Source organism: Corynebacterium aurimucosum (assembly GCF_030408555.1).
In the GTDB taxonomy this organism is placed as follows: domain Bacteria; phylum Actinomycetota; class Actinomycetes; order Mycobacteriales; family Mycobacteriaceae; genus Corynebacterium; species Corynebacterium aurimucosum.
The window spans coordinates 233,896-259,573 of sequence record NZ_CP047048.1; the positions used below are offsets into that span (position 1 = coordinate 233,896).

General features: G+C 62.3%; 23 protein-coding genes and 1 tRNA gene. 13 read left to right on the forward strand and 11 right to left on the reverse strand.

The features are described 5' to 3' along the window. Window positions 1-179: 179 nt before the first annotated feature. The 3 genes from CAURIM_RS01115 to CAURIM_RS01125 all read right to left on the reverse strand — a co-directional run bounded on the left by CAURIM_RS01115 (window position 180) and on the right by CAURIM_RS01125 (window position 3,484). Complete coding sequence (locus CAURIM_RS01115) at window positions 180-1,775, reverse strand: peptide ABC transporter substrate-binding protein (protein WP_201828787.1); 1,596 nt, start codon at window positions 1,773-1,775, stop codon at window positions 180-182. 222 nt (window positions 1,776-1,997) lie between these two features. After that, entirely contained in the window at window positions 1,998-2,900 is a 903-nt protein-coding gene (locus CAURIM_RS01120; RefSeq protein WP_201828786.1) for an alpha/beta fold hydrolase, read from the reverse strand. A gap of 89 nt (window positions 2,901-2,989) precedes the next feature. Continuing rightward, window positions 2,990-3,484: a phage holin family protein gene (locus tag CAURIM_RS01125; protein ID WP_201828785.1), complete on the reverse strand. Its 495-nt coding sequence runs from the start codon at window positions 3,482-3,484 to the stop codon at window positions 2,990-2,992. 104 nt (window positions 3,485-3,588) lie between these two features. Here CAURIM_RS01125 and CAURIM_RS01130 point away from each other — a divergent pair, with 104 nt between their 5' ends. Further along, window positions 3,589-4,278: an oxidoreductase gene (locus tag CAURIM_RS01130; protein WP_070711069.1), complete on the forward strand. Its 690-nt coding sequence runs from the start codon at window positions 3,589-3,591 to the stop codon at window positions 4,276-4,278. On the opposite strand, the gene CAURIM_RS01135 is transcribed toward CAURIM_RS01130, so the two are convergent. The 3 genes from CAURIM_RS01135 to CAURIM_RS01145 all read right to left on the reverse strand — a co-directional run bounded on the left by CAURIM_RS01135 (window position 4,275) and on the right by CAURIM_RS01145 (window position 7,403). Further along, window positions 4,275-5,090: an HAD family hydrolase gene (locus tag CAURIM_RS01135; protein ID WP_144657350.1), complete on the reverse strand. Its 816-nt coding sequence runs from the start codon at window positions 5,088-5,090 to the stop codon at window positions 4,275-4,277. The genes CAURIM_RS01130 and CAURIM_RS01135 overlap by 4 nt on opposite strands. A 312-nt stretch (window positions 5,091-5,402) precedes the next feature. Then, window positions 5,403-6,038 (reverse strand): Abi family protein, encoded by a 636-nt coding sequence (locus CAURIM_RS01140; protein WP_070444124.1) that lies wholly within the window; start codon window positions 6,036-6,038, stop codon window positions 5,403-5,405. A 153-nt stretch (window positions 6,039-6,191) separates the two neighbouring features. Beyond that, the gene (locus CAURIM_RS01145) at window positions 6,192-7,403 is read right to left on the reverse strand and encodes an IS1249 family transposase (RefSeq protein ID WP_201828073.1); all 1,212 of its coding nucleotides are present in this window, start codon (window positions 7,401-7,403) and stop codon (window positions 6,192-6,194) included. Window positions 7,404-7,793: 390 nt separating this feature from the next. On the opposite strand from CAURIM_RS01145, the gene ssd reads away from it, so the two are divergent. The 7 genes from ssd (at window position 7,794) to CAURIM_RS01180 (ending at window position 12,189) form a co-directional block, all read left to right on the forward strand. Beyond that, on the forward strand, window positions 7,794-8,810 hold the full coding sequence (gene ssd, locus CAURIM_RS01150) for a septum site-determining protein Ssd (protein WP_201828783.1): 1,017 nt from the start codon (window positions 7,794-7,796) through the stop codon (window positions 8,808-8,810). Next, the gene (locus CAURIM_RS01155; RefSeq protein WP_201828782.1) at window positions 8,807-9,943 is read left to right on the forward strand and encodes a TadA family conjugal transfer-associated ATPase; all 1,137 of its coding nucleotides are present in this window, start codon (window positions 8,807-8,809) and stop codon (window positions 9,941-9,943) included. Before ssd ends, CAURIM_RS01155 begins: the two co-directional genes overlap by 4 nt. Beyond that, a complete protein-coding gene (locus tag CAURIM_RS01160; RefSeq protein WP_201828781.1) occupies window positions 9,940-10,689 on the forward strand; it encodes a type II secretion system F family protein in 750 nt (249 codons plus the stop codon). The genes CAURIM_RS01155 and CAURIM_RS01160 overlap by 4 nt, the downstream gene beginning before the upstream one ends. Beyond that, entirely contained in the window at window positions 10,689-11,246 is a 558-nt protein-coding gene (locus CAURIM_RS01165) for a type II secretion system F family protein (protein ID WP_201829457.1), read from the forward strand. Before CAURIM_RS01160 ends, CAURIM_RS01165 begins: the two co-directional genes overlap by 1 nt. A 90-nt stretch (window positions 11,247-11,336) precedes the next feature. After that, the gene (locus CAURIM_RS01170; protein ID WP_070645697.1) at window positions 11,337-11,525 is read left to right on the forward strand and encodes a DUF4244 domain-containing protein; all 189 of its coding nucleotides are present in this window, start codon (window positions 11,337-11,339) and stop codon (window positions 11,523-11,525) included. Next, entirely contained in the window at window positions 11,525-11,848 is a 324-nt protein-coding gene (locus CAURIM_RS01175) for a hypothetical protein (RefSeq protein WP_070645699.1), read from the forward strand. Before CAURIM_RS01170 ends, CAURIM_RS01175 begins: the two co-directional genes overlap by 1 nt. After that, window positions 11,845-12,189 carry an Rv3654c family TadE-like protein gene (locus CAURIM_RS01180; RefSeq protein WP_201828780.1) on the forward strand — a complete coding sequence of 115 codons (345 nt, stop codon included), beginning with the start codon at window positions 11,845-11,847 and terminating at the stop codon, window positions 12,187-12,189. Before CAURIM_RS01175 ends, CAURIM_RS01180 begins: the two co-directional genes overlap by 4 nt. On the opposite strand, the gene CAURIM_RS01185 is transcribed toward CAURIM_RS01180, so the two are convergent. Then, the gene (locus CAURIM_RS01185; protein WP_201828779.1) at window positions 12,186-14,561 is read right to left on the reverse strand and encodes a DEAD/DEAH box helicase; all 2,376 of its coding nucleotides are present in this window, start codon (window positions 14,559-14,561) and stop codon (window positions 12,186-12,188) included. The genes CAURIM_RS01180 and CAURIM_RS01185 overlap by 4 nt on opposite strands. 91 nt (window positions 14,562-14,652) lie before the next feature. Here CAURIM_RS01185 and CAURIM_RS01190 point away from each other — a divergent pair, with 91 nt between their 5' ends. Further along, window positions 14,653-14,856, forward strand: a complete 204-nt coding sequence (locus CAURIM_RS01190) for a cold-shock protein (protein ID WP_010189920.1) — start codon at window positions 14,653-14,655, stop codon at window positions 14,854-14,856. On the opposite strand, the gene CAURIM_RS01195 is transcribed toward CAURIM_RS01190, so the two are convergent. Next, window positions 14,853-15,446, reverse strand: a complete 594-nt coding sequence (locus CAURIM_RS01195) for a DedA family protein (RefSeq protein WP_371325890.1) — start codon at window positions 15,444-15,446, stop codon at window positions 14,853-14,855. The genes CAURIM_RS01190 and CAURIM_RS01195 overlap by 4 nt on opposite strands. 201 nt (window positions 15,447-15,647) lie before the next feature. On the opposite strand from CAURIM_RS01195, the gene topA reads away from it, so the two are divergent. Then, window positions 15,648-18,578 carry a type I DNA topoisomerase gene (topA, locus tag CAURIM_RS01200; RefSeq protein ID WP_201828778.1) on the forward strand — a complete coding sequence of 977 codons (2,931 nt, stop codon included), beginning with the start codon at window positions 15,648-15,650 and terminating at the stop codon, window positions 18,576-18,578. Between the two features lie 544 nt (window positions 18,579-19,122). Here the strand turns inward: topA and CAURIM_RS01205 are convergent. Together CAURIM_RS01205 and CAURIM_RS01210 are read right to left on the reverse strand one after the other, a co-directional pair. Then, complete coding sequence (locus tag CAURIM_RS01205) at window positions 19,123-20,484, reverse strand: DUF418 domain-containing protein (protein ID WP_201828777.1); 1,362 nt, start codon at window positions 20,482-20,484, stop codon at window positions 19,123-19,125. 33 nt (window positions 20,485-20,517) lie between these two features. After that, window positions 20,518-22,050, reverse strand: a complete 1,533-nt coding sequence (locus tag CAURIM_RS01210) for an adenylate/guanylate cyclase domain-containing protein (RefSeq protein ID WP_201828776.1) — start codon at window positions 22,048-22,050, stop codon at window positions 20,518-20,520. Between CAURIM_RS01210 and CAURIM_RS01215 the strand changes: the two genes are divergently transcribed. Together CAURIM_RS01215 and CAURIM_RS01220 are read left to right on the forward strand one after the other, a co-directional pair. Then, on the forward strand, window positions 22,049-23,296 hold the full coding sequence (locus tag CAURIM_RS01215; protein WP_083276410.1) for a DNA polymerase III subunit delta': 1,248 nt from the start codon (window positions 22,049-22,051) through the stop codon (window positions 23,294-23,296). The two genes, CAURIM_RS01210 and CAURIM_RS01215, sit on opposite strands and share 2 nt — an antisense overlap. A 103-nt stretch (window positions 23,297-23,399) precedes the next feature. Next, a tRNA-Thr gene (locus tag CAURIM_RS01220) sits at window positions 23,400-23,475 on the forward strand. 327 nt (window positions 23,476-23,802) lie between these two features. On the opposite strand, the gene CAURIM_RS01225 is transcribed toward CAURIM_RS01220, so the two are convergent. Further along, window positions 23,803-24,258, reverse strand: coding sequence for a DUF4442 domain-containing protein (locus CAURIM_RS01225; RefSeq protein ID WP_201828775.1), 456 nt, complete (start codon window positions 24,256-24,258; stop codon window positions 23,803-23,805). Window positions 24,259-24,492: 234 nt separating this feature from the next. Between CAURIM_RS01225 and CAURIM_RS01230 the strand changes: the two genes are divergently transcribed. Continuing rightward, a complete protein-coding gene (locus tag CAURIM_RS01230) occupies window positions 24,493-25,650 on the forward strand; it encodes an N-acetylglucosamine-6-phosphate deacetylase (protein ID WP_201828774.1) in 1,158 nt (385 codons plus the stop codon). Window positions 25,651-25,678: the final 28 nt, after the last annotated feature.

Here is a 25,678-nt window from a genome sequence, read left to right on the forward strand (position 1 = left end):
TGTGGGGCAGGTGCTTGCCAGCGTCGGGACGCGGGGCATAGCTTACGAGAATTCTAATGTGTGATCCCACGCTTCGAGAAATCTATAGCGCGTTTCTAATCACACTTATGGGTGAAAACGTGGGGCGACCCCCGCTCCACGGAGGTTGCGGGGGTCGTGCGAAGTGGCCAGGGATGGCGTTACTTCTTGGTGATGTTGTAGTACACCGGCTGGGACTTCCAAGAGAAGGCAACGTTGTCGACGTTCTCGGAGTAGCCACCGGTGGCGTTGGAGTACCACAGCGGGATAGCCGGCAGGTCCTTGAACAGGACTTCCTGGGCCTCGGTGTACTTCTTGATGGCGTCTTCCTCGGAGGAGGAGGTCAGGGCTTCGTCGAGAAGCTTGTCAAACTCCGGGTTGCTGTAGTCACCGTCGTTAGAAGAGCCGTCGGTCTTGTAGAGCGGGGTGAGGAAGTTGGCCTGGCTCGGGTAGTCCGCCTGCCAGCCGGTGCGGAAGGCGGTTTTGATGGTGCGGTTAGTCACCTCATCGCGCAGGGACTTGAAGTCCGGGTATGGAGCGCCGACAGCCTCGATGCCGAGGGTGTTCTTGATGGAGTTGGTGGTCGCGTCCACCCAGCTCTTGTGGCCGCCGTCGGAGTTGTAAGCAATCTCCAGAGTCGGGTTGTCCCACTTGTTGATCTTGTCGGCCTCGGCCCACAGTTCCTTGGCCTTCTCCGGGTCATACTTCAGGACCTCGTTGCCCTTGATGTCCTCGGAGTAGCCCGGCATAACCGGGGAGGTGAAGTCCTTGGCCGGGGTGCGGGTGCCCTTGAAGATGGTGTCGGTGATCTCCTCGCGGTTGATGGCGTGGGAGATGGCCTGGCGGCGCAGCACGCCTTCCTCGCCGGAGTAGTGTTCGAGGTTCTCACCCAGGGTGAAGGACTGGAACACGGCGGTCGGCTGGTTTACAGCGCGGTCACCGAGGTCGGCCTCGTAGACGTCGAACGCGGAGTCTGGGACGGCGTCGAGGACGTCCAGGTTGCCTGCCAGCAGGTCGGCGTAGGCTGCATCCTGGCTGGCGTAGAAGACGAACTTGATGCCGTCGTTCTGCGGGGCCTGGTCGCCCTTGTATTCCTCATTTGGCACCACAGTGGCGTCCTGGTTGTGGTTCCACTCAGTCAGCTTGTACGGGCCGTTGCCAATCGGCATCTGGCCGAAGGCATCCATGTCTTCCAGGGCCGACTCGTGCAGCGGGTAGAACGCGGAGTAACCCAACTGTGCCGGGAAGTCCTGCTCCGGGCTGTTCAGAGCGATGGTGAAGGTGAGGTCATCGACGACCTTGAGGCCCTCCATCTCCTTGACGCCTTCCTCAAATCCCTTGATGTTGGAGAAGAAGGAAGCATTGAGCTGATCGTTAGCCACGGCGTAGTTCCACGCATCCACGAAATTCTTCGCGGTCACCGGGGAGCCGTCGGAGAACTTCGACTCCTTGAGCTTGACGGTGAACTCGGTGTTGTCGTCGTTCGGCTCGATGGATTCAGCCAGCTCGTTCTGGGCTTCGCCATCGCCGTCGTAGTAGACCAAGCCGGCGTAGATGGAATCGACGATGCGTCCGCCGCCAACCTCGTTGGTGTTGGCCGGAATGAGCGGGTTCTGCGGCTCGGAGCCGTTGACAGTGATGATGCCATCACCGGAGCCGGAAGCAGAATCCGAACCGGAGTTGTCGCCACCACAGGCCGCGAGGGTGAGCGGCAGGGTAGCGACAGAGAGAGCAGCGAGCGTCTTCTTGAGCGTCATGTGGGGCTTAGACCTCCGTGGTGCGAAAGATGTAGAAAACCTGTGATGTTGGTTTTATATGAAGCTACCGCGTGGCGCGTCTCATATACAAGGAATTGAAAAATATGTCCGGTGATAAAAGCTATAGATTGGTAGGTATTTGTCTTTAACCTGCGCTTTTGTCAAAGAATTAAAAAAGTCCCACCCCCCTGAGAGGGGTGGGACACGGAGAGGTGCTGAATGTTACCTATCTCGCAGCCATTGGATGATGGTTTGGGCGAAACCATGCGGGTTCTCAAGATAGGGCAGGTTCTTTGCATTGGGGATAGTGGTGGCGGTGAAGTCTCCACGGCAGCGCCGCGCAGCCCGCCGCGCCACCGGCCGCCACAGCATCTGATCGGCATGAATGAACAGCGTCGGGCACTGCACGGTGAGCTCGAGCCAACTCAGCGGAACCACAGCGGTACGCAGTCGGTGGTTCCAGATGATTCCCCGGCGGACGTTTCCTATGCGTGACGACGTCACGCGCAGGCGCAGGGCCTCCTCGCGCTCGGCGCCGTTGAAGGATCCGAGGGCGTCGAGATCCATCTCCCGAAGGTAGGTGGACTCCCGCAGTAGGAGTCTCGGGGCGCCAATTTTTCCCATGCGGCACAACGCTGCGCGCAGGAGGACCCACCCGAAGTCCCAGGGGCGTGCGGCGACGGCGCGGCGTAAATCTGCCGGGTGCGCTGCCGATACGGAGACCAGCCCGCGTACCCGTTCGGGCCGCTCGGTGGCCAGCGCCCATGCCACCGCACCGCCGGTATCCGCGCCGACTAGGTAGGCATCGTCGTGACCCAGTGCGCGGATGGCACCGCTGACATCACCAACCGCCACGCGGATATCCTGGCCGGGTTCGAGCGGTGGTTTATCGGACATGCCAAAACCACGCATATCGAGGGCGGCGACGTGGAAGCCTGCGGCGGCAAGCGGGGCAATGACATTCCGGAAGTCGAACCACCCACCAAAGGAACTATGGAGCAGCAGCACCAGCGGGTTATCCGGGTCGCCAGCGGTAGCGGCGTGCAGGCGGATGCCGCGCGTGTGCAGGAACTCGTGCTCAAAGGGGCCGTCAAGCTCCACTACGGAGGGCGGTAGGGGATTCATGGGCGGGCCTTTCGTGGGAAGGGTGCACAGAAGAAATCCGCCCCGAACGCATGTGCTCGGGGCGGGAGATTGAAAAGGACCTTAAAGGTTTAGGTGTAGAGGCCACGCTCGATGGACTTCTCAGCCTTACCCGGTACCAGCTTCTTGAGTTCCTTCGTGGACTCGATGGTCTTCTCCGGGTCCTTGACCTGCTTGACCTGCTTGAAGCCGATGAAGGCCACGACGGCGGCTAGGACGACCATGATGAGGAAGACAATCAGGAAGGCAGCCCAGCGGTCGAGCCACACGGCGAGCAGCTCCGCCAGGAAGAAGAAAAAGAAGAAGGAGCTGTACAGCGCCACGGTGCCGGCCACGCCGAACATGCCCGCGCCGATGCCGCCCTTCTTGGCAGAAGCAGCGAGCTCTGTCTTGGCTAGCTCGACCTCGGATCGAACCAGCTGGGACATCTGCTCGGTGGCGTTGGATACGAGCTGGCCGATGGATGCTTCGCCACGGCGGGAGGTATCCGCATCGCTCAAGGGAATGCTGTCTACCTTCGGGGCGAACTTGTTGGACCCGTCAGTGAATAGTCCGTCGTTGCTCACGGTTAAATACTCCTACTGTTTTGTCGCAATCTATATCGGCCATAGTAATGAACTTTCCAGCGTTCATGTGGTGCGGCCCGCAAAGTGGGTACGGCGTTATTGTAATGGGTATGCCGCATTCTGACCCGCTGACCCCGCTGATGGCCCTTTCTGGGGTGAAGGATAAAGCTGCTTCTGCCGCCTCAGCGTTAGCGCGCGTGCACCGCCGGCCCGCGGGCTTGCGCAAGTTCGACGTCATTTCTTCAGAGTCGCTCTTGCGCGGTGCGCGGGCGGCCGCGGCGATCGACGGTGCGCCGCTTGAGGCTGACGGTATCCCGCCCGCGGTCAGCGCTTATTCCCTCCTTGCCCCCGAAAAACAGGCTGCTACCGTGCGCACCTTCGCGCGGGCTCCGCTGCAGATCCTGGCCAGCATTGATGTTGCGGCGGGTGGCGCGGGCCACCCTGATCAGAATCCGGCGGTGGCGCAGGCGCTAGCACAGCTCATCACGCGCGGGGCCGGTGTGGATTTTGACCGCTTGTTACCGGTGGTGCTGCACGCGGAGATTGCCGCGCGCTCGTTTTTCGGTGCGCGCAGCACAGTCGTGGCGCTCGTTGCCGCGCGCACCGCAGCCATCCATACCGGTTTCGATCCGCGGGGCTTTGCCGTGCCTGAGACCTACCTCAACCGGCATCGCGCGGACTACCGTGCGGCACTGGATACTTACGAGGAAGATCCGGCGGCACTTATCACGCTGCTTTTCGACGCCTGGGAAGCCGGCGCCCGCGAAGCCGACGGCATCGCGCAAGCGGCCTAATCACGCAGCTGCTGCCGCGCAAAGAAAACACCGCCGACCACGAGGGCCGCTATGCCGGCCACGACCGCTGAGCCGATACCGAACTCGCGGGCGCTGGGCGCGGTGAAGAGCGGAACGGGGTGCTTAAACGTGCGGATTTCCCAGTCATGGGCAAGGGCATGCTTCTTTAACAAGCGGTCTGGATTCACGGCAACGGGGTGGCCAACCTGCTCTAACATCGGGATATCCGTGGCGGAATCGGAATAAGCAAAAGATACGTCGGGGTCGACGTTGAGCTGTTTAGCCATGCGGGCTAAGGCCTCAGCTTTTGCGGCGCCTTTGCAATAAAACAGAATCTCTCCGGTGAACCGGCCGTCTTTCTCGGCGAGCTCGGTGGCCACGACGTGCTCGATGCCCAGTTCCTGCGCGATGGGCTCGACCAGCACGCTTGCCGACGCCGAGATGATCACCACATCGTGGCCGGCGGTGCGGTGGGCGTCGATAAGCGCGCGTGCCTCCGCATAAATGGCGGGGGTGACTACTGAATGCATGGTCTCCACCGCGATGTCGTGGACTTCCTGAACGGACCAACCGGCGGCCATGGCGGCGAGCTGATCCCGGGTGGTGTCCATATGCTCACTGCTGTGCCCGGCGAGCATATAGCTGGCTTTGGCTAAAGACAGCTGGAGCGCCTCGGCATGGGTGATGAGACCGTTGTGCATGAATTCGCGGCCGAAGGCATAGGCAGAGGATGTGGCGATGATCGTTTTATCCAAGTCGAAGAACGCGGCCGCGCGGGTGGCGCCGTCAGTGGGAAAAGAGGTACCGGTCATCGAGGAAGGCCTGCCGTCTGTGTGCGAGTTACCCTGCTCATCGTAGCCTCTTAGCAGGCAGAATCGGGAGTGCGCAAACATATTGCCAGAAAACTCACGGAATGTTGGATTTCGCTGTTGTCATCTCTTGGTTCGCGTGCCATAATGTCATGTGCAAGGCCCCGATATACAGTGCGGCCTGCCCCGGCGCACCCCCCGATGCCGGGTTACCGATGGCCCGCGCACACCCCCCCCGAGGCGCGGGCCATCACCTTTTTCTTTTAAGCCAACATGCCCCCAGTCCCAGTGTTGCCGTGGCATTCAGATATGTGACTAAGGTCGTTGCACTCGTAGAGCTGGCACTCTGGAATTATCCTTGATCCACGTCGCGGCTTCGGGATCAATGAATTTCGCTACCATGTGGATAGCGTTATCAACAGAGTCAAGATGTGCGATTTCACCAGGGATATTGTGTTGTTGGACGATTGATTCGTGGTGAGAGCACCTGTTTCTCATTTTGTAAATAATGACTACAAGTTCTTCGAATTGCTGTCTGTCGTCGGGTTTTACCTTCAATGCCTTTTCTATCTGCGGCCAGATGCTCGCCTGATAGTGGCTACTTAAGAGGAAGCGCCAGAAATCAAAACTGAGTTCAGCGATGATTTTTCCTGGTGGTGCTTTCCTCCCTCCGGCTCTCTTCATTGCTTTGTGGATGCTCTTGGCTGCTTCACTGCTGAAATTTATTCGATGGTTGTCAAACCACCGTTCGTCGTATCTGCGCGTTAGGGCGGTGTGGATGCAATTGCGGAGGAGCACTTCGAGATGCTCAATGTCGGCGAGATAGGTCTTTGTAAGGTGAGTATTCCAAAGGTATAGCGCTTCTGGAGTTGGATGGGCAGCGTAACGGCTCATACGTGCAGATGAAAACCACTGAGATAGTGGTAGTAGGGCGGATTCTGGATTATTCATTATGGATATGCTAGTTTTTCTGTTGAAAGCCTCGGAACGATCCCTGCACTACAAAAGTAGGAGTAAATCGCCGGGGTTATTGATGTTTTTGGGCTTAAGGGACATTTCGTGTGGATTTGCGGCGTGTCGCACTAAGGGACATTTCGTGTGGATTTAGGAGCGTCCGGCCCAGCCTTTTCTTATGCCTAAGCTGGGGTTCCATTCGCTGTCGATGTGGATGTCGTATGTGGCTGGTCGCCCGTCTGGGTGGCCGCGTCGTGTGAGTTCTTCTCTTGCCCAGGCTGCGCGTGCTGCTTTTTCTCCTTGGCGTCCGAAGTCTTGTTGCTTGGCTAACTCCAGTGGCGCTACAGGGTCTTCGGTGTGGGTGTAGAGCCACCAGTCCATGGTGATGCGCTGATGCTCATCGAACATGCCACGATGGTTTCCGGCTAAGTCTTTGAGTTGTTTGTTGATGCCGCCTTCCAGCAGGTTCGTGGTGGCTTTTAAGTCTTGCGTGACACCTTCAGGCGGGTCAAGGAAGGTAAATAATTGTCCGGCGTGGATGAGCTTTTCTAGCCGTTTTAGAGCCCTGCGGGCGTTGCGGTGGGTGTACCACCATTTCTGGTTGGGGCTGACCCATTTCGGTACTTGGCCTGCCGGTATAGCACTGCGGTAGGTTCGCTCTTTAAGCCAATCAGCAAAGGTAATGCGGGTGTGGTGGACTGCAGCTGTAAACCGCGCAGCATCTTCACGGTTGCGTACTTGGACAAGCATGTAGCCCAGTTTCCGGATTGCTTTATGCGCTGGGTGAATCGGGTTGCGGCTGATATCAGCAAAAGTGTTGCGCTGGACGTGAACTAGGCAGCGCTGAATGGCAACGTCGGGCCATTTAGTGCGCAGTGCCTTGAGCGCTCCGCCTGCCCCGTCGGTGGTGACGATGAGTGGTTGCGCGATTTTGTCGAGCAGTTTCAGGTACTCGTATGAGCTTTCACGCAGGCACCAATGCCAGGCGATGACGTGTGTATTGGTGCAGGCTACCAACAGGCATTTCTTGTGAAAGTAGGTGCCGTCGATAAAGACCTGATCGTAAACACGATAGGGGTCAGAAGAAGTGGGCACGGTGATAAACCACAGCAGCTTAAACCACCGGGTCAAAGTCCGCCTTGTTACCCCAAGGCGCTTGGCTAAATGGTCTGCAGATTCGCCGGAGAGAATCCAGTCAATAAAGATTTTGAAATGCCGAATCTCGCTGGCGTGTGCGCGGGTATTAATCGATGAAACGTTGCATTTAGGACATAGCCAGCGTTGGGTTCCTGCCGCGGTCTTGCCGTTCTTAACCAGTCCATGGCCGCACACGTCACACGACGGCCGATTCCTATTAGCCATAGGAATTGGCCTTACCGCACCAGCAGCAGTCCTCCTATCACAGACCTAGGACTATCCAGTGTTGATTTCACAGATCGGGCCGTTGGAACCGATCCAAAATCAAGATCACCGCATTATCCCAGGCTGCCCCAGGAATCCGTATCGGTTTATCCACACGAAATGTCCCTTAAGCCTGTTTTTGGCTTTCCCTAAGCCTAAGCCCGTTGTATGGCTTGTGAGTTTTTCTTAGGACACGACGTGGCGGGTTCCCTGTGAATTGTAGGCTTTAAACCCCGTTAAATTTGTTTAAACGTCATCAAAACCGGCGTCTATAGATGAAAACTGCGGAGTTATCCACAGGCGGCTAGGAAGCCCTAGCGCGCGGTTGGGGTGCTCGCGCATGCTTCAGGCATGAGCACGTTTCACCTAGTTATCGCCGTTGGGGATGCCGCACTGCGAGCAGAAGCAGCTTCCGCGGCTGCTGCCAGTACTGCGGAAGTGAGCACCGTCGAGGATCCGCGGGACTTTTCCCGCCACCTGCCGAAGGCGGATGCTGTCTTAGCTGATTCGCTGACGGCCCGTCTCGTGGCGGGGCATCCGCGTGTGTATTTCCTGGCGCTGGATCCGGGGCCGATCGATTATGAGGCCGCACTCTGTTGCCGTGCGACTGCCGCCTTCATCGTGCCAGCCCAATCGAAAGAACTCCTGGGCGCATTAGCTGCGGACGCTACTCCTGAGACCACCGTGTCCACAGGTTTAACCCTGGCGGTGACCGGCTCCGCTGGGGGCTTAGGTACCTCGACCGTGGCGGTGGCGCTGGCCCGCGAGGCAGGCGCGGATCTCCTGGTTGATGCGTGCCCTTATTCCGGCGGCCTCGACTTGCTCACCGGCATTGAGAACAAGCCCGGCGCGCGGTGGCCGGATCTCGCTGCGGGGACCGGTTCGGTTGATGCAGCAGACCTTGTCCGTGCTCTGCCCACCACTCCGGATGGCATCGCGGTTCTCTCAGCGGCGAGGTCTGCCAACGCGGAGGTGGTTGAGATGAGTGCCACCCGGCGCGCGGCCATTATGCAAGCTGCGTGTTTATACCCGGGGACCGTGGTGGTGGATTGCCCGCCGTGGGATATCCCCGACGCGGCGGATCACGTGGTGGTGCTGACCGCCGCTGAGGTGCGGGCGGCCGCCGCCTGCGCGCAGCTGGTGGCAGAGCTTCGCGCCCGGCCGCAGGAGTGCTCCGTCGTCGTGCGCAACCGTCAGTGGGCGGGTCTGGACGCCAGCGATATTGCCACGGTGACTCATGCAGAACCCATCGCTGAGTTGCCGACGATCCGTGGTTTGACCCGCACGGTGGAAACCAGTGGGCTGCCGCGTCAGCTGCCCCGAGCCCTTGTGCGTGCCGCGCGCCAGATGTGGGAGGCCGTGGCATGAACCTGATCGATACGATGCGCACTATCGTGGCCGCCGAGCCGCAGCTGGCCCACGATGCACCGGCCTTGGCGCGGCGCATTCGCCAGGAGGCCGGAGTCATCAGCGATGTCGATGTGCTCGACCTTCTGCAGCGCTTGCGCCACGATTCCGTGGGCTTAGGATTATTGGAACCGGTCCTATCGATGCCGGGGCTGACCGATGTTGTTGTTAATGGCCCCGATTCCTGTTTCGTCGATTGCGGGCAGGGCCTGCAGCCGCGTGATATCGGCTTTGCCGATGACGCCGAAGTACGCCAGCTTGCTACCCGGCTGGCTGCGGTGGCGGGCGTGCGGCTAGATGATGCGCAACCTTTTGCCGATGGGCGCCTGACCCGCCCCGATGGAACGAGGATCCGACTTCACGCGTTGCTTGCGCCTCCTTCGGTAAGTGGAACCTGCATCAGCCTTCGTGTGTTGCGCCAGGCGCAAACCAGCCTAGAGGAGTTAATAACCAATGGCAGCATTGAATCCAGCCTGGAACATGTTTTGCGCGCCGTGGTTGAGCGCCGGGCATCCTTCCTGGTTACGGGAGGGACGGGCTCAGGCAAAACGACGTTGCTCGCTGCCTTGTTGGGGTGCGTGCCCGTCACCGAGCGCTTGCTCATCATCGAGGACACCCCGGAGCTTTCCCCGAATCACCCGCACGTGGTGACCTTGGTATCGCGCCGGGCCAACGCGGAAGGGCGCGGTGAGATTTCTATGTCGCTCCTGCTCCGCCAAGCGCTGCGCATGCGCCCAGACCGCATCGTGGTCGGTGAAATCCGCGGCGCAGAGGTAGTGGAATTGCTTGCCGCGCTCAACACTGGGCACGATGGTGGCGCGGGCACCGTGCATGCCAACTCTGTTGATGAAGTGCCCGCCCGCATGGAGGCCCTCGCAGCTCTCGGCGGGCTCGACCGCGTAGCGCTGCATTCGCAGCTAGCGGCCGCCGTGCACGTGGTTCTTGGGATGGAACGCACGCCACAGGGGCGGCGTCTCGCGCACCTCGGTGTGTTGGAGGGAAACCCGGTCACGCCTCAGCTGGTATGGACGGCTGAAGATGGTCCGCTTCCCGGGTTTGCGCAGCTGTGTTCGCGGCTGGGGGTGGAACCATGATGTGGCTATTCTTCGCGGCGGCGTGTTTGCTCTCGCAGCCGCCTTCGGTGACGCGGCTGGAATCGCCGAAACCACGTTCGCTGGCGCCTGCGGCGGTGTTTCTCGGGGTTGGGTGCTGTGTCTTTTTCGGTCGGCCCACTGTTGTGGTGGCGGTGGGCTGCATTGTGGCCTGTGCGCTGTGGTTTGCCAATGACCTGGCAGCCGCCCGGCGCCAGCGCCGCGGTGCTGAGGCACTCGCCTCCTATTTTGGATCTATTGCCGCTGAGCTGCGGGCGGGCTCGACAACGGCGGGCGCGCTGCGTCGGGGTGCAGATGCCCTTCCTGACTCCACTCCGGAGCGTCTCCGTACCGCGTTGAGCACGGCAGCGGGTCTCGCGGCGCAAGGCGGCTCACCCGCGGTGGCCCTCACGGCACCGGAGGTTGCGCGCTATGCAGCGCTACTTACACTGTCCGGGCGCCATGGCGTGGCACTGGCGAGTCTCATTGAGCAGGCCCAAAGCCAGCTGGATACCGCGCGCCGCCACGCCGGTGAGACCGCCGCCTCTTTGCAGGGGCCGCAGGCCACCGCGGTTATCCTGGCGTGCTTGCCGCTGGCGGGCATTCTCATGGGTGGGGCGATGGGTGCGGATTCCCTGGGGTTCCTGTTGGGCGGTGGCTTAGGGGGCATGCTTCTCGACGTCGGCGTGGCACTCGTCTGCGCCGGCTTTGCCTGGTCGCGCCTCATTCTGCGGAAGGCGGCGCAGTGATGGTCTTGACTTATATCTCCACTGCATTAATGGCCGCGGCACTCGCTGTTACCGCTTCCGCACCAGCTGGGCGGATTGCCGAGTCGGGGTCGCGCACGCCGCGCCCGAAGACGCCGCGCGATGGTCCAGCGGCGGACTATAGTGCGCTCGAAGCAGCCAGCGACCTCGAGCTCTTCGCTGCTTGTTTGGAGGCCGGACTCTCCACGCGAAGCGCCGTGGTGGCCGTCGCCGAAGCCTCGTCGCAGTGGTCGGAGGCGGCAGCACTCATTGGGGTAGGGGTTCCCATGAACACTGCGTGGTCGGCGTTGGCCAGCCAGCCGCATTTGGAAGAACTGGTGCGGCTTACGCAGCTGTCTGGTGAATCGGGCGCTGCCATGGCAACTGGGTGCCACCGGTTGGTGGCGCAGCTGCGTGCCGAAGCCTCGGCACAAGCTACCGCGCGGGCGGAGCGCGCTGGCGTGTTCATTGCAGCACCGCTGGCGGTGTGTTTCCTTCCCGCCTTCCTGGTCCTTGGGTTGATACCTGTCCTTATCAGCTTGGGGCAGCAACTTTTCTAGGCCCGTTCATACCAATAATCGCTCAACTAACCACTCACCAATTCAGTAAACGCAACCTACACAAACACAGGAAAGAAAGCTAGGTAAAACATGCAGAAAAAGTTAAACTACCAGTCACTATTAGGAAATGATGATGGTATGTCTACGATTGAGTACGCTATGGGTTCGCTCGCGGCTGCAGCGCTTGCCGCGGTGCTCTATGCCGTGGTCAATGGCGGTGAAGTAACCAGCGCCATTACCTCCATCATCACCGACGCGCTGTCTAACACCCCGGGCTAATGCGCGCGCTGGATGACGCCGGCTCCGTCACCATCGAGGCGGCCCTGTCGCTGTCCGCGCTCGTCATCGTTGCGGCGGGAATCGTGGGTGGCATCGCCACGCTGTCGGCCCACCTCGCTGCCGTTGACGCCGCGGGCGCTGCAGCTCGCTCCGCCGCCATCGGCGTGGACTTTCAGCGCGAAGGAGTGACGGTGACCGTGAGCGAAGGCTCCGGCCTCATGACCGCTGAGGCCGCCGTGCCCGCACCCCTGGGAACCATGCGCGCGCAGGCGGTGTTTCCCGCGGAGATGGCAGCCGGTGGGGCCGCAGGGGCGCAGCCATGAGTCGTCATCAGCGCAGCTGGGCGCGGATCCTGGCGGGCGAGGAGGGCTATGCCACCGTCGTTGCCGCCGGGATCATCGCCGCGGTAGCTTCTTTGTTGTTGGCGGTCGCGGCCATTGCCTCACTCGTTGTGGCGCGGCACGAAGCGCAGGTGGCGGCGGATCTCGCTGCGGTATCGGGGGCGTGGGAGGTGGCCAAGGGCAGGGACGCCTGCACGAAAGCTGAGGAGGTTGCCGCGCTCAATGGCGCGGAACTCGACTCCTGCGATATCGAGGGGCGCGACGTGGAGGTGACTGCCCGGCTGCGCGGGCGCAGCGCCATCGCCCGCGCTGGTCCGGTCTAGGAGGTCATGGTGACCAGCGCGCCGAGCAGCGCTACCGCGCCCGCCTTGTCCAGAGGGTTATTGCCGTTGCCGCACTTGGGGGATTGCACGCACGACGGACACCCGGACTCGCAGGGGCAGGAGCGCACGGCCTCAAAGGTAGCCTTGATCCACTCGGGGAAACGCCGGAAGCCTTCCTCGGCGAAGCCGGCGCCGCCGGGATGGCCGTCGTAAACGAAAACCGTGGGCAAGCCCGTATCGGCGTGTTGGGCGGTGGACACACCACCAATGTCCCAGCGGTCGCAGGTGGCAATGAGCGGCAGCAGCCCAATGGCGGCGTGTTCGGCCGCATGGAGGGTGCCTGGCGTGCGCCCGGCGGTGACTCCCATCGCTGCGAGTGCCAGCGGATCGATGGTGTAGGCCACCGCCCGGGTCACCAGGCGCTGCTCCGGCAGGTCAAGGGGGATATCCTCGCCCACGGAGCCATCGGGAAGCTGAACCTGGTAGCCGGTGACCTTGTCGGTCACCTCCACCTCCAAGCTGGCCACCCACAGGCCGGGGGCGTAGTTCACCAAGTCATCGGCCTCGCGCAGGATGCGGATATCCGTCGTGGACTTCGGCTGCGTGGTGTAGTCCGGCGTCTTCGGTACGGCGAGGGCTACGCCTGGCTCGGCGGGAGCTGCGCCACCATCGCCTCCGCCGAGGTGAAGTTCCTCGATCACGAAACTTTCACCGCGGTGCAGGTACACCGCGCCGGGATGTACCTGGCTGACCGCGCGGGCTGCATCGATGGTGCCGAGCAGGCGGCCGTCGGAAGAATCGACAATCATGACCTCCTCGCCTGAGCCGCCGCGCAGCGAGACGGCCGTGTGCGCGGTCTCCGGGGTGAGCTCGCTGGAGCCAGCGGGCAGGGGAGCGGCAAACCAGCCCTGCGGACGCCGGCGCAGCAGGCCCTGCTGGGCTAGGTCGTGGACCACGTCCTCGGCGTGGAAGGCGGTCACGTCGGCGTCGCTCAGCGGCTTTTCTACCGCCGCGCAGTACACGTGTCCGCCCAGGATATAAGGGTTAGCGGGGTTGAACACGCTGGCCTCGACCGGCCGGCCCAACAGCGCTTCCGGGTGGTGAACCAGGTAGGTATCCATCGGTTCATCGCGGGCTACCAACACCACCAGAGAGCCCTGCCCGCGGCGGCCCGCGCGTCCTGCCTGTTGCCAAAAGCTGGCGACCGTACCCGGGAACCCAGCGGTGACCACGGCATCCAGCCCGCCGACGTCAATGCCCAGTTCCAAAGCCGAGGTAGTGGACACACCGAGCAGTGAACCATCATCCAGTGCCTGCTCCAGCGCGCGGCGGTCTTCAGCCAAGTACCCCGCACGGTAGGCCGCAATCCGGCGCGCAAAATCCGGCCTGCCCAGCCTCCCGGAGAGCTCCTCCGCTGCCCGTAGCGCGGTGGTCTCTGCCGCGCGCCGCGAGCGCACAAAGGTCAACGTCCGCGCGCCTTGCGCCACCAGCGCGGCCATCATCCACGCTGCCTCCGTCGTAGCGGCGCGACGCACCGGGGCACCGTTCTGCCCTTCGATGCCTTCCATGAAGCCCGGCTCCCACAGCGCGACCGTCCGCGCACCCGTCGGCGCGCCATCCTCGGTCACCGCGAGCACCTCGCGCCCCGTCAGCCGCGCGGTATGCCGCGCCGGATCCCGCATGGTCGCCGAAGCCGCAATAATGACTGGCCGCGAGCCATAGTGCTCGCACAGCCGCAGCAAACGCCGCACCACCAGCGCCACGTTCGCCCCGAAAACCCCGCGGTAGGCATGCGCCTCATCGATGACGATGAATTTCAAGTGCCTCAGCACCCGCGCCCACCGCTGATGCGCCCCCAGCAGAGAAGAATGAATCATGTCCGGGTTGGAAAAGATGAACCGCGCTTGATCCCGGATGCCGGCGCGCGCTTCGGTGGGGGTGTCGCCGTCGTAGGGGGCGGGGTGGACGTCGCGAAGCACGGCGATATCCTGCGTGAGCTCCAGCACCGCGCGCAGCTGGTCCGAACCCAGCGCCTTCGTCGGCGTGATGTAGAGCGCGCACGCGGTCGAATCCTGCGCCAGGCGGGACAGGATGGGCAAACGGTAGCCCAGCGACTTTCCGGAACTCGTCCCGGTGGACACCACCACGTCGCGCCCCTCCCACGCGGCCTGTGCCACGGCGACCTGGTGGGCATAGAGCTTGGCCACACCCTGCTCCTCCAACGCCGCCCGCAACTCCGGCAGGACCCACTCCGGCCACTCGGCATAGCGCGCTGGCTGGGCGGGCAGGGTGGTGGAGTGCGTTAGCTCGGACTCGGGGAAACGCTCAACAAGGTGCTCGACGAGCTCCTCACCCAGAGGGTTCTCACTCACGCTTGCCTCCACTAATCTGCTGTAGGTGTCCAAACGTGGCACACTGGTGCACTAGTTTGCACTACTTTATTTCCGCAAAGGACAACTCATCATGGCATACGGTACCGTCAAGTTCTTCAACGCCGAAAAAGGCTACGGCTTCATTGAGCAGGAGGACGGCTCCGGCGATATCTTCGTGCACTACACCGAGATCCAAGGAACCGGCTTCCGCACTCTCGAAGATAACCAGCGCGTCTCCTTTGAGATTGGGGAAGACGCTAAGGGCCAGCAGGCCACCAACGTCGAGGTGGTTTAGGGGGACTCGGCATAGCCGCGCCGGGTATCCCACCATTCCAGCAGCTTATTCTGCCCCTTTTGCAGGCCGAAGCCGATGATGACCGCGGCGATGATGGAAATGAGCATGGCTATCGCGGGCGAGCCGGAGAAGGCCACGCCGCCGAGGTAACCAATGGCTAGCGCCTGCGCTACCCACAGCAGCACCCCGAAGGTGTCGAAGAAGAAAAACAGCGGCCACGGGTAGCGCATCGAGCCGAGCAGAATCGTCATGAAGAGCCGGGCCGAGGGGATGAAACGCGCAATGATGATCGCCGCGCCGCCGCTGCGCCGAATGTTGCGTTTAACCCACGTTAAGGCATCGTAGGCCTTCGTGCCTTTTTGGGCTCTATTTATAAGGCCAATGAGCCGCGTTCCCAGAAAGAAGCACAAGTTATCCCCCACAATGGCGGCAACCAGCGCGACGAAAAACATGGTGGGAAGGTGGGGAAAACCTTGGGAACCAGACCAAGCGCCAACCATGTTGAGGGGAACCTCTGAAGGCAACACGGGGAAGAAGCAGTCGAGGAAAATCAGCGAACCCACCAGCGGATAAATCCACTGGGTGGCCATGATGACCTCGAACCATGCAGTAATAGACGCAATCACGCTGTCTCCCGGTTGTGTACTGTGAGGCGAATCCTCGGACGGCCAGTATAGACCCCCTGTTGTGTGGACGCGTACTGGCCTGAATAACTAGAGTGAACCTCTATCTGTGTACTCTAGGGGCAATTGCCCAGCAGAGGACTAACCATCGGAAGGGATGAAGTCGAAGTGGCAGAAGCTACCGGCCCGGGGAAGACCCTGGTCATCGTCGAGTCAGCAACCAAGGCGAAGAAGATTCAGCCTTATCTCGGCGATAAGTACATTGTTGAGGCCTCCGTCGGCCACATCCGGGACCTTCCCCGCGGCGCTGCCGACGTCCCCGCTAAGTATAAGAAGGAATCCTGGGCGCGCCTCGGTGTTAACCCGGAGGATAACTTCACCCCGCTGTACGTCATCAGCCAGGACAAGAAGAAGAAGGTCGCCGACCTTAAAGCCAAGCTGAAGGAATGCGACCAGCTGTATCTCGCAACAGACCCCGACCGCGAGGGCGAGGCCATTGCATGGCACCTGCTCGAGGTGCTCAAGCCCAAGGTGCCGGTGCGCCGCATGGTCTTCAACGAGATCACCAAGTCCGCGATCCTGGAGGCGGCGGAAAATACTCGTGAGCTCGATGAGAACCTCATCGACGCCCAGGAAACCCGCCGCATCCTCGACCGCCTCTACGGCTACGAGGTCTCCCCGGTGCTGTGGAAGAAGGTCATGCCGCGCCTGTCGGCTGGCCGCGTGCAGTCGGTGGCTACCCGCGTCATCGTCGAGCGCGAGCGTGAGCGCATGGCGTTCATCCCTGCTGAGTACTGGGATCTCACAGCAACGTTGACGTCCACCCCAGATTTCGATGCACGCTTGAGCGCCCTTGACGGCAAGCGCGTGGCCGCGGGCCGCGACTTCAACGATAGGGGGCAGCTGAAGAGCGACGAGGTGGTCGTCGTCAAGCAGGCCCAGGCGGAGCAGCTGGCCAGCGCGCTGAAAGGCTCCACCATGACGGTGGCCAGCGTTGAGCACAAGCCTTATTCGCGCAAACCTTCCGCACCGTTTATGACCTCGACGCTGCAGCAAGAGGCAGGCCGCCGCCTGCACTACACCTCGGAGCGCACGATGCGCATTGCGCAGCGTCTTTACGAAAACGGTCACATTACCTATATGCGTACCGACTCGACCTCCCTGTCCAAGCAGGGCCTAGGCGCCGCGCGTGAGGCCGCCACCTCCATCTTCGGTGCGGAGTTTGTTTCGGATGGGCCGCGCACGTATGACCGCAAGGTGAAGAACTCCCAGGAGGCCCACGAGGCCATCCGCCCCGCCGGCGAACGTTTCGCCACCCCGGGCCAGCTGGCCGGGCAGCTCGACGCCGAGGAATACAAGCTCTACGAGCTAATCTGGAAGCGCACCGTGGCCTCCCAGATGGCCGATGCCAAGGGAACCTCGATGAAGGTGACCGCGGCCGTGAGCGCTGGTGGTCACGACGCGGACTTTTCTGCGACCGGCCGCACGATTACCTTCCCGGGCTTCCTCAAGGCCTATGAGGACGTGGCGGCGAAGGGCTCGAAGGAAGAGTCGCGCCTGCCGCACCTCAACGAGGGCGACACGCTGAAGACCGCTGCGGTGACTGCCGACGGCCACTCCACCAACCCGCCGGCGCGCTATACCGAGGCCAGCTTGGTCAAGAAGATGGAAGACCTGGGCATTGGGCGCCCGTCGACGTACGCCTCCATCATCAAGACCATCCAGGACCGCGGCTACGTGCTCTCCCGCGGCAACGCGCTGGTGCCTTCGTGGGTTGCCTTCGCGGTGGTGGGCCTGCTGGAGAATAATTTCACCGAGCTGGTGGATTATGATTTCACCTCCTCCATGGAGGACGAGCTCGATGCCATTGCTGCCGGTTCGGAGAACGGTACGGACTGGCTGACTAACTTCTATTTCGGCAACACGGAGGCCGGCGAGCGGAAGGCCGCATCCATTGCCCGCCACGGCGGCCTGAAGTCCCTGGTGGACATCAACCTGGAGGCTATCGATGCCCGCCAGGTCAACTCGCTGCGTCTTTACACCGACGCTGAGGGCCGCGATGTCTTCGTGCGCGTGGGCCGTTACGGGCCGTATATTGAGCGCGCCGTGGGTACCAACGAGGATGGCACGGTGGAGTACCAGCGCGCTAACCTCTCGGAGACGGTCACCCCGGATGAGCTCAATGAGGCTTTGGCGGAGAAGCTCTTTGCCACCCCGCAGGGCGGGCGCGAGCTGGGCCAGAACCCGGAGAATGGCCGCACCATCGTGGCCAAGGAGGGCCGCTTCGGACCGTACGTGACCGAGCAGGTGCGTGACGACGAGCGCGAGAAGGCCGAGGCCGAAGCCGAGGAGATCGTCAAAGAAGAGCGCGCCGCGGAGGACGCCCAGCGCGCCGCCGAGGGCAAGCGCGCGAAGAACTGGGAGACCAAGACCGCGGCGAAGCAGAAGGAAAAGCGCATTGCTGAGTACGTCGAGGAGAAGCTCAAGCCAGGCACGGCCTCGCTTTTTGCCTCGATGGAGCCGGCCAGCGTCACCCTCGAGGAAGCACTGAAGCTGCTGAGTCTGCCGCGTGAGGTGGGCGTGGACCCCTCGGATGGCGAGGTCATCACCGCGCAGAACGGCCGCTATGGCCCGTACCTAAAGAAGGGCAAGGACTCCCGTTCCTTGGCCAAGGAGGAGCAGATCTTTTCCATCACCTTGGATGAGGCGCGCCGCATCTACGCGGAGCCGAAGCGCCGCGGCCGTGCGGCCGCGCAGCCGCCGATTAAGCAGCTGGGTGATAACGACGTGTCCGGTAAGCCGATGACGGTCAAGGACGGTCGCTTTGGCCCGTACGTCACCGACGGCACGACGAATGCCTCGCTGCGCCGTGGTGACGACCCGGAGCAGCTTACCGACGCCCGCGCCAACGAGCTCCTCTCCGAGCGCCGCGCCAAGGACGCCGCGAACGGTGGTGCGAAGAAATCGACGAAGAAGAGCACCAAGAAATCGACTAAGAAATCGACGAAGAAGGCCACGAAGAAGTCGACCAAGAAGGCCACGAAGAAGCCTTCGCCGGGCACCAAGAACGTGGTCAAGGCTGGATCGCGCAGGAAGTAGCAGGACATGAAGACCAGCTTCGCCCGCGATATGGTGGCCCGCACCCAGGAAGGCACCGAGGCTCTCCTGCGCGCGGCGGGCCCGGCCTTTACTGGCCGCGATCACTTCACCCTCGGCGCGCTTGCTGCGGGGGAGACTGCTGTCTGGTCACGCCTGTTTAAGTGGCGCACGCTCGGTGTGGCCACGACGGCCGCTGTACCCGTGCTGCTGGCCCTGCGCCCGGACTGCGCACCGGAGACCCGCGTGGGGCTCATCGCCGCATCCCTGGGGCAGGCCGCCAAGCGCGGTGCACCAACGACGTTCAGCGTGACGTGTGTGAGCGCACAATACGCATCCTTCGCGTGGGCGCTGCGCGGCGCGCGCAATGATGCGGTGGGCTGGGGTCTGCGCGCCGGAGCGTGGGCCGCAGGCATTGCGCTCTCGCGCACCCGGAGTGAGCGCCTCGCCACGGCCGTCGCCGGAATCCCGGCGGCCGCTCTCTCCGCGCTAGCCGGTGATGAGAAGTTCCGCGCCGACGAAGCCACGCAAGGGCTGAGCCATGGCGCTAACCTGCTTCTGGCCTCTGAGGCGCTGACGGTCCTGAACCCGGTTGAGCAGCGCCAGGATGCGGGCCTGCGTGGCCGAGCCCTGGATGCGGCGCAGACGGTAGGCCTGGTACTGCTGGTGGATGGGTTGGCGCGGAAGGGCCGGGATTAGACGCCGCACCTAATTCCGGGCGCATTGTCTTGCCGTAGGACAAGCGGCGGTGCACCCACTCGAAGGGCCCAGGCTTGCCTGCGGCCTCGAGCGCGCAGGCGATGATAAGCGTTGCTAGCCATACCCCGGCGGCCAACGTTGCTTGGCCTGCGGCGCTGAACTCCGGTCCAATGTTGAGGGTGAAGGGGTAGACCAGCGCCAGGAAGAACACGGACTGCAGTACATAGCCGGTCATGGAACGCTTGCCGAGTGCGATGAGCGGCCACAGGAACCACGGGCGCGCACCACGGCGCTGCAGGGGTTCCAGGGCAAGTGTCGCCGCCGCCACGATGCCCGGCCCGGTGAGCATTCCGATGCAGCTATTTGCTGCGTTGAGGGGATCTGCCAGCGCTGGATCCAGCACCCCAATCGTCGACAAGCCCCAAGGCAGGCCGAGGAAGAGAATGATGGCTACAGCCACCAGTGTCCACGCCCATAGCTCGCGATGATGGCCCCCGGCCAGAGTGCCGCGGCGCGCCCACACGAAGCCCACGAGCATGACAGGCAGGACCATGGCGCCGGTTAGGGGGATGGACATCAGTTGGGCGCTGACCATGATGGCCTGCTCACCCAGCAGCTCCCAATAGGAGTCGGCGGCAGTAAAGCCGCTGAAATCGAAATCTGAAGTATCGATGAATGCGGCCCCAATACCCATTCCGATGCCCGACACAACCAGCAGCGAACAAAGCCCGTAGGCCACGCGCATGAGGAGCTTGTCAGTTAAAGAAAGCAGCAGTGCGATGAGCATGCCCATCGCGCCATAGAGGATCATGATGTCGCCGGAAAAGAGAAAGAGGCAGTGCAAGACGCCGAACAGGGCGAGAAAGCCATAGCGTTTTGCCAGCACGGCTTGTGCGCGGAGAAGCGGGAAGCCGCGCCGCCATAAGCTCATTGCGATAAGCCCCACGCCGAAACCTAAGAGCGTGGAGAACATCGGCAGGCCGCGCACGTGAATGAACATCGCGGCAAAGACCACGTAGATTTTGTCTGCGAGGGAGTCGACGCCGCCGAAATAAGCATCGGGGCCATTGCCGTCGTTCATAATCCACGCGGTGCAGACGTTTGCCAGCGCAATGCCTAGCAGAGCCATGCCGCGGGCGACGTCGGGGACGAGAAGGCGAGGACTCGAATTCTGGCGTGGCGGATGGGGTTGGTGTGGCTGATGGGGCATGGCCCCGAAACTACCAGAATCACAAAGACTTATTTATCCGAGGGCGCGCTCCGCCAGCGTCGGGCGGATAGGGCGCGCCAGTTGCGTCATGCGGCGACGCCCGCGCAGCTCGATAGACTTCATCAGTGTCCAGCGCGCTTGCTCGGCCTCGTTAGCGCCGCGCAGCGTGGCGGAGTTGGTGAGCACTTGGCCGGGCGTGTCCTTGGCCAGCTCGGTAAGGCGTGCGGCCTCATTGACGGCATCACCAATAACGGTGTACTCGAAGCGGTCCGCACCACCAATGTGGCCGGCCACCACGTGGCCCGCGGCCACACCGATGCCTGCCTGCAGTCGCAGCCCGCGCAGTTCCTGGCGCAGTTCGCGGGCAGCCTGCAGGGCCATGGAGTTGGCATCGTAGACCGTCAGTGGGGCACCGAACACGGCCAGAGCAGCATCACCCTGGAACTTGTTGATGATGCCCTTATTGCGGTGTACCACCTCAACGACGTGCTCGAAGAACTTGTTGAGCTCCTCCACGACCTCCTCCGGGGTGTGGTTGACGGCGAAGGTGGTGGAGCCGATGACGTCGATAAACAGCACGGCCACCTTGCGGTCCTCACCGCCCAGCTCCGGGCGCTCCTCCAAGGCGCGCTGTGCCACCTCAGTGCCGACATAGCGGCCGAAGATGTCGCGCACGCGCTGGCGCTCACGCAGGCCGCGCATCATTTCGTTGAAACCAGCTTGAAGAACACCGAGCTCAGAGCCGTCGTAGATGTCTACCTGGACGTCGTTCTCGCCGCGGCGCACGCGGTTGATGGCGTCCTGTAGCTCCAGGATGGGGTCCACCACGCTCATCATGGCGAACATGGTGCCGATAAGCCCCGTACCCAGCGCCGTGATGCTCAGCGCGATGATGGCGGGGATGATATCGGCGGTATCGGCGGTGAACATCCCCATTTTCTGTCCCAGGTGCACCAGGATGATGCCGATGAGCGGGATGCCGGAGGTCATGAGCCACGTGGAAAGCAGACGGTACTTAATCGGCGGCTCCAGGGTGGAATCCTCAAAGCGGCGGGCAACGGCCTCCGCCGCCACGGGGCGCACGAGGCGCTCCGCCTGCAGGTATGTCAGGAGAACGATGAGGCCGCCGGCCAGTGCAGCAGAAACACCGACGACCACGGCCAGCCGTGCCGAGTGCTGGCCCGCTAATATCACCGCCAAAAGAATGCCCAGCAGCCAGACACCTGCGGCCACGCCAGATTGGTAGAGCGGGATGCGCAGGACCAAGTTGCGCACCATGTTGGGATCATGGTCATCGGGGTTGCGCTGCCAGTCCAGCACCGGCCGGAACAGTCGCAGGGTCACCGCGATGCCGATGATGACGGCGAAGGTTACGAACAATGTGCCATAGGTCCACAGGTGGGGCGTGTGGGCGATGAAGTCGGAGATCTCCGGCATGGGGAGAAAGAAGACCACGAAGGTCATGATCGCAATGGCACCGATGATGTTGGAGCCAAGGACGAGCGCGGCGTACATCGGCCATTGAGTACCCCATAACCAGCGGGCGCCACGCATCAGTCTATTCATGGTTACTCACTTTAGTTATCCCAGTAGGCTAGGGCGAGTGAATACATCAAGCGTTGCAGAAAGGCTTGCCGACGCCCCCTCCGTCGCCCACACCATCCTCAGTGCTGCCCGCGCGGCACGGGGCGAAGGTGACCCGCGGGCGATGAGCCATTCCTGGCTCTTTACCGGTCCTCCCGGTGCCGGCCGCTCGCTGGCGGCGCAGTGTTTCGCCGCAGCACTCATGTGCACTTCTGCCGACGAGAACGGCAACCCCGGATGCGGGCGCTGTCCCTCCTGCCAAAGCGTCCTGGACAATCAAGAGCACACCGACTTGGTCTACGTGGACCCGCAGGAGCAGTTCATTACGGTCGGCGAGGCCCGCGAGGTCATTGGGCGCGCGGCCAGCCTGCCGAGTGTTGCACCCTGGCGCGTGGTCATCTTCAACAAGGCAGATCGCCTCCGCAACGAGGCCGCCAACGCACTATTGAAGACCGTAGAGGAACCCCCGGAGCGCACCGTCATCATTATGGTCGCGCCCTCGGAGGATCCGGAGGACTTCTCGGTCACTCTGCGTTCCCGCTGCCGCCACCTTTATATCCCGGCGCCGAGCGTGGAGGGTGTGGTCAAGCAGCTCGTCGCCGAGGGGGCTAGTGAAGATGACGCGCGCCTGGCCGCCGTGACCACCCTGCGTCATGTGGGCCGCGCGCGACACCTGGTCAACGAACCCGCCGCGCAGAAGCGCCGCGCCATGGCCATCAACCTGGCCGAGGATGTCTTTCACGGCTCCCAGGCCTTTCAATCCGTCACAGCGCTGCTGAAATTCATTGAGAAGGAGGCCAAGGACTCCCACGCGGCGGCGGAGGAGGCGGAGCGATCCAAGATTGAACAATCCTTCGGCGTTGGTGCCAAGGGTAAGGGCGCGACGAAGGCGCAGCGCGACGCCCGCAGTGCCCTGAAGGATATGGAGGAGCTTCACAAGAAGCGCGCTAAGCGCCGCATCGCCGACGGCCTCGACATCGCCCTCGTGGATCTCGCCGGCATCTACCGTGATGCACTCATGCTCAAAGTTGGTGCCGAGGTGGAGATGACCCACCCGGATTTCGCCGGCCTGGCCGGCGAACTTGCCCAGCGTGTGAGCGAAGATGGCTTGCTGGCCGCCCAGTCCGCCATCCGCACCTGCCGCGAGCAGCTACCGCAGAACGTCACCCCGCAGGTGGCTTTCGACGGCATGGTGGGCCGCCTGCGCCTAGCCTGCGGTGCGCGCTAACTTGCAGCATTTGCTGTGCGTGCCCCACATCAAGCAGCCCGATTTCTTTCTCAGCCCTGGCCTAGGCTAGACTCTCACGCGGTGCATATACACACTGCATCGTGCCGCCTTAGCTCAGTCGGTAGAGCATCTCACTCGTAATGAGAAGGTCGCGAGTTCGATTCTCGCAGGCGGCTCCATTAAGCCCCAGCTAGAACAGTGTTCGGCCTAAACAACACGTTTTGTCGTTTAGGCCGCCAAGGTGAGAACAAAGTAAAAACGCCAACCCTCGGAGCAAAGGAATTCTCAGGCCGAAGCCCTACTCCCATTCGGGAACCCAGCTTTATCCTTCTCGGGTTGACGTTGTGACTCAAGGATAATTGGGCGCGAGGCCTTCCACAACACATAACTTCCCGGTGTGGACAAAATGGAATCAAACTACCAGGTAAACTCGGCGCCAGAATTTTTGGGAAATACTCCGGTAACCCCAGCGTCTGCGACGACGCGCAGGCTTTCGTACTCGCTGCTTATTTCTGCTTGCGTCGGTAATACACCTGCCGGCGCACATGAGCGACGACATCGCCTTCCTCATCGATGATGTTGACGTCGAACCAATGCAGGTACTTCTGACCGTTGGCCGTCTTTTCTTCGATGAGCGCGTAGGTCTCCTCCGGAATGCGCATGTCGGCGGTGACCGTGCCACGGCCGGGCTTGAGGTACTTAATCTCACCAGCGGCATCCCAGATGCGGTACTCCTTGCCTAGACGGTGCATCGAGGCGAGCATGAAGAAGGGATCCGTCATGGCGGAGAGCGTGCCGCCGAAGGCAACGCCCATGGCGTTCTTGGTCAACATGTTTGGCTTGTGGCTGACCACGACACGCGTGCCGTCATCAGCGAATTCCTTGATCTTTATGCCAGCGCCCAGAAAGGGCGGCCAGAATCCCATGAAGAGCTTGAGCTGACGTGCAGAAAAGTGGGCCATGAGGATAGCTCCATTTGGGTGGACGGTCAGGTGGGCTAAATGTGGTCAACTCTACCGTTGTGGGATGAGGAGAGTCCCAGACTTCGGTTCTTGAGCACACTATAAGTCACCTGCGCTCACACACCCCCTTCGGCGGAGGCGTGATTCACAAAAATCAGCAGCCCTGATAAATTTCAAGTGAATTGTCAACCGGGCTGCGCCACGCCAGCCCGTACAAGCAGAATCGAATGAGTCATGCAGACAGAGGCGAAAGGCCACGTCGAGGGCCTCTACATCGATGAGCGCTTCGAGCTGCGCGCCGGGAGCATCACGGTCGGGGAGAACATTGAGGGCATAGCGCTTGGCGACGCTCCCGCAGCCGAGGCCGCCTGGCGCGCCGGGGACCCGGATGCGTTGCTGTGGGTGCCCGGCTTCGTGGATCTGCACAACCACGGCGGCAACGGCGGGGGATTCCCCAACGGCGATTATGAGCAGTGCCTGGCCGCCGCCCGCTTCCACCGTGCGCAGGGGACGACGACGCTGCTGGCCAGTATGGTCTCCGGGACGCAAGAAGAACTGTGCGCTCGGGCGGAGCTTTTGGCTCAGCTGGCCGAAGAAGGCGAGATCGCCGGCATCCACATGGAGGGTCCCTTCATCGCGGCGGCCAAGTGCGGCGCGCAGGACCCTTCGCGCATCGTGCCCGGTGACCCGGACTTCTTCCGCGCGGTCATCGCCGCGGCCCGCGGCCACCTGCGTTCGATTACCTTTGCGCCGGAAACGGAGAACGTCGACAAGCTGCTCGAAGTCTGCGCGGAGCACAGCATCATTGCCAGCCTGGGCCACACCGAGGCCGATTACGACACCACGCTGAAGGTTATCGCCCAGGCCAAGGAGCTCGGCGTCACCGTGACTGGCACGCACCTGTTTAACGCCATGCCGCCCATCCACCACCGCGCGCCGGGCACGGTCGCGGCTTTGCTCACCGCGGCGAAGGCGGGGGACGTGGCTGTCGAGCTCATCGCCGATGGCGTGCATCTTGTGGACGGCACCGTGGACATGGCTCACAACCCCCGCGCCTTCGCGGTGACGGATGCCATGGCGGCCGCCGGTATGGCCGATGGTGACTATGAATTGGGCTCCCTCCCCGTCACCGTGAGCGGGGGAGTCGCGCGCGTGCCCAGCGGCGCCATCGCGGGTGGTACGTCCACCTTGGCCCAGCAATTCGCCAGCTTCGCCGCACGCCATGGTCTGGGCGAAGCGGTGCGTTTTACCTCCACCACGGCCGCCGATGTGCTGGGACGCAAAGATCTAGGCCGCATCGCGGTTGGCGCACGCGCCAATCTGGTGGGCCTCAATGCCCAGCTGGAACCGGTGCGCGTCATGGTCGGTGGCACTGAATTTATAAACTTTTAAACAAGACTCTCACTCACATCAGGAAGGC

Bases quoted from the DNA above. Each gene is read 5' to 3' on its own strand.
- CAURIM_RS01115 (WP_201828787.1), bottom strand. From the start codon at position 1,775: ATGACGCTCAAGAAGACGCTCGCTGCTCTCTCTGTCGCTACCCTGCCG.
- CAURIM_RS01120 (WP_201828786.1), bottom strand. From the start codon at position 2,900: ATGAATCCCCTACCGCCCTCCGTAGTGGAGCTTGACGGCCCCTTTGAG.
- CAURIM_RS01130 (WP_070711069.1), top strand. From the start codon at position 3,589: ATGGGTATGCCGCATTCTGACCCGCTGACCCCGCTGATGGCCCTTTCT.
- CAURIM_RS01135 (WP_144657350.1), bottom strand. From the start codon at position 5,090: ATGACCGGTACCTCTTTTCCCACTGACGGCGCCACCCGCGCGGCCGCG.
- CAURIM_RS01140 (WP_070444124.1), bottom strand. From the start codon at position 6,038: ATGAATAATCCAGAATCCGCCCTACTACCACTATCTCAGTGGTTTTCA.
- CAURIM_RS01145 (WP_201828073.1), bottom strand. From the start codon at position 7,403: ATGGCTAATAGGAATCGGCCGTCGTGTGACGTGTGCGGCCATGGACTG.
- ssd (WP_201828783.1), top strand. From the start codon at position 7,794: ATGAGCACGTTTCACCTAGTTATCGCCGTTGGGGATGCCGCACTGCGA.
- CAURIM_RS01155 (WP_201828782.1), top strand. From the start codon at position 8,807: ATGAACCTGATCGATACGATGCGCACTATCGTGGCCGCCGAGCCGCAG.
- CAURIM_RS01160 (WP_201828781.1), top strand. From the start codon at position 9,940: ATGATGTGGCTATTCTTCGCGGCGGCGTGTTTGCTCTCGCAGCCGCCT.
- CAURIM_RS01165 (WP_201829457.1), top strand. From the start codon at position 10,689: ATGGTCTTGACTTATATCTCCACTGCATTAATGGCCGCGGCACTCGCT.
- CAURIM_RS01170 (WP_070645697.1), top strand. From the start codon at position 11,337: ATGCAGAAAAAGTTAAACTACCAGTCACTATTAGGAAATGATGATGGT.
- CAURIM_RS01175 (WP_070645699.1), top strand. From the start codon at position 11,525: ATGCGCGCGCTGGATGACGCCGGCTCCGTCACCATCGAGGCGGCCCTG.
- CAURIM_RS01180 (WP_201828780.1), top strand. From the start codon at position 11,845: ATGAGTCGTCATCAGCGCAGCTGGGCGCGGATCCTGGCGGGCGAGGAG.
- CAURIM_RS01190 (WP_010189920.1), top strand. From the start codon at position 14,653: ATGGCATACGGTACCGTCAAGTTCTTCAACGCCGAAAAAGGCTACGGC.
- CAURIM_RS01195 (WP_371325890.1), bottom strand. From the start codon at position 15,446: ATGGCCACCCAGTGGATTTATCCGCTGGTGGGTTCGCTGATTTTCCTC.
- CAURIM_RS01205 (WP_201828777.1), bottom strand. From the start codon at position 20,484: ATGCCCCATCAGCCACACCAACCCCATCCGCCACGCCAGAATTCGAGT.
- CAURIM_RS01215 (WP_083276410.1), top strand. From the start codon at position 22,049: ATGGTTACTCACTTTAGTTATCCCAGTAGGCTAGGGCGAGTGAATACA.
- CAURIM_RS01210 (WP_201828776.1), bottom strand. From the start codon at position 22,050: ATGAATAGACTGATGCGTGGCGCCCGCTGGTTATGGGGTACTCAATGG.
- CAURIM_RS01225 (WP_201828775.1), bottom strand. From the start codon at position 24,258: ATGGCCCACTTTTCTGCACGTCAGCTCAAGCTCTTCATGGGATTCTGG.
- CAURIM_RS01230 (WP_201828774.1), top strand. From the start codon at position 24,493: ATGCAGACAGAGGCGAAAGGCCACGTCGAGGGCCTCTACATCGATGAG.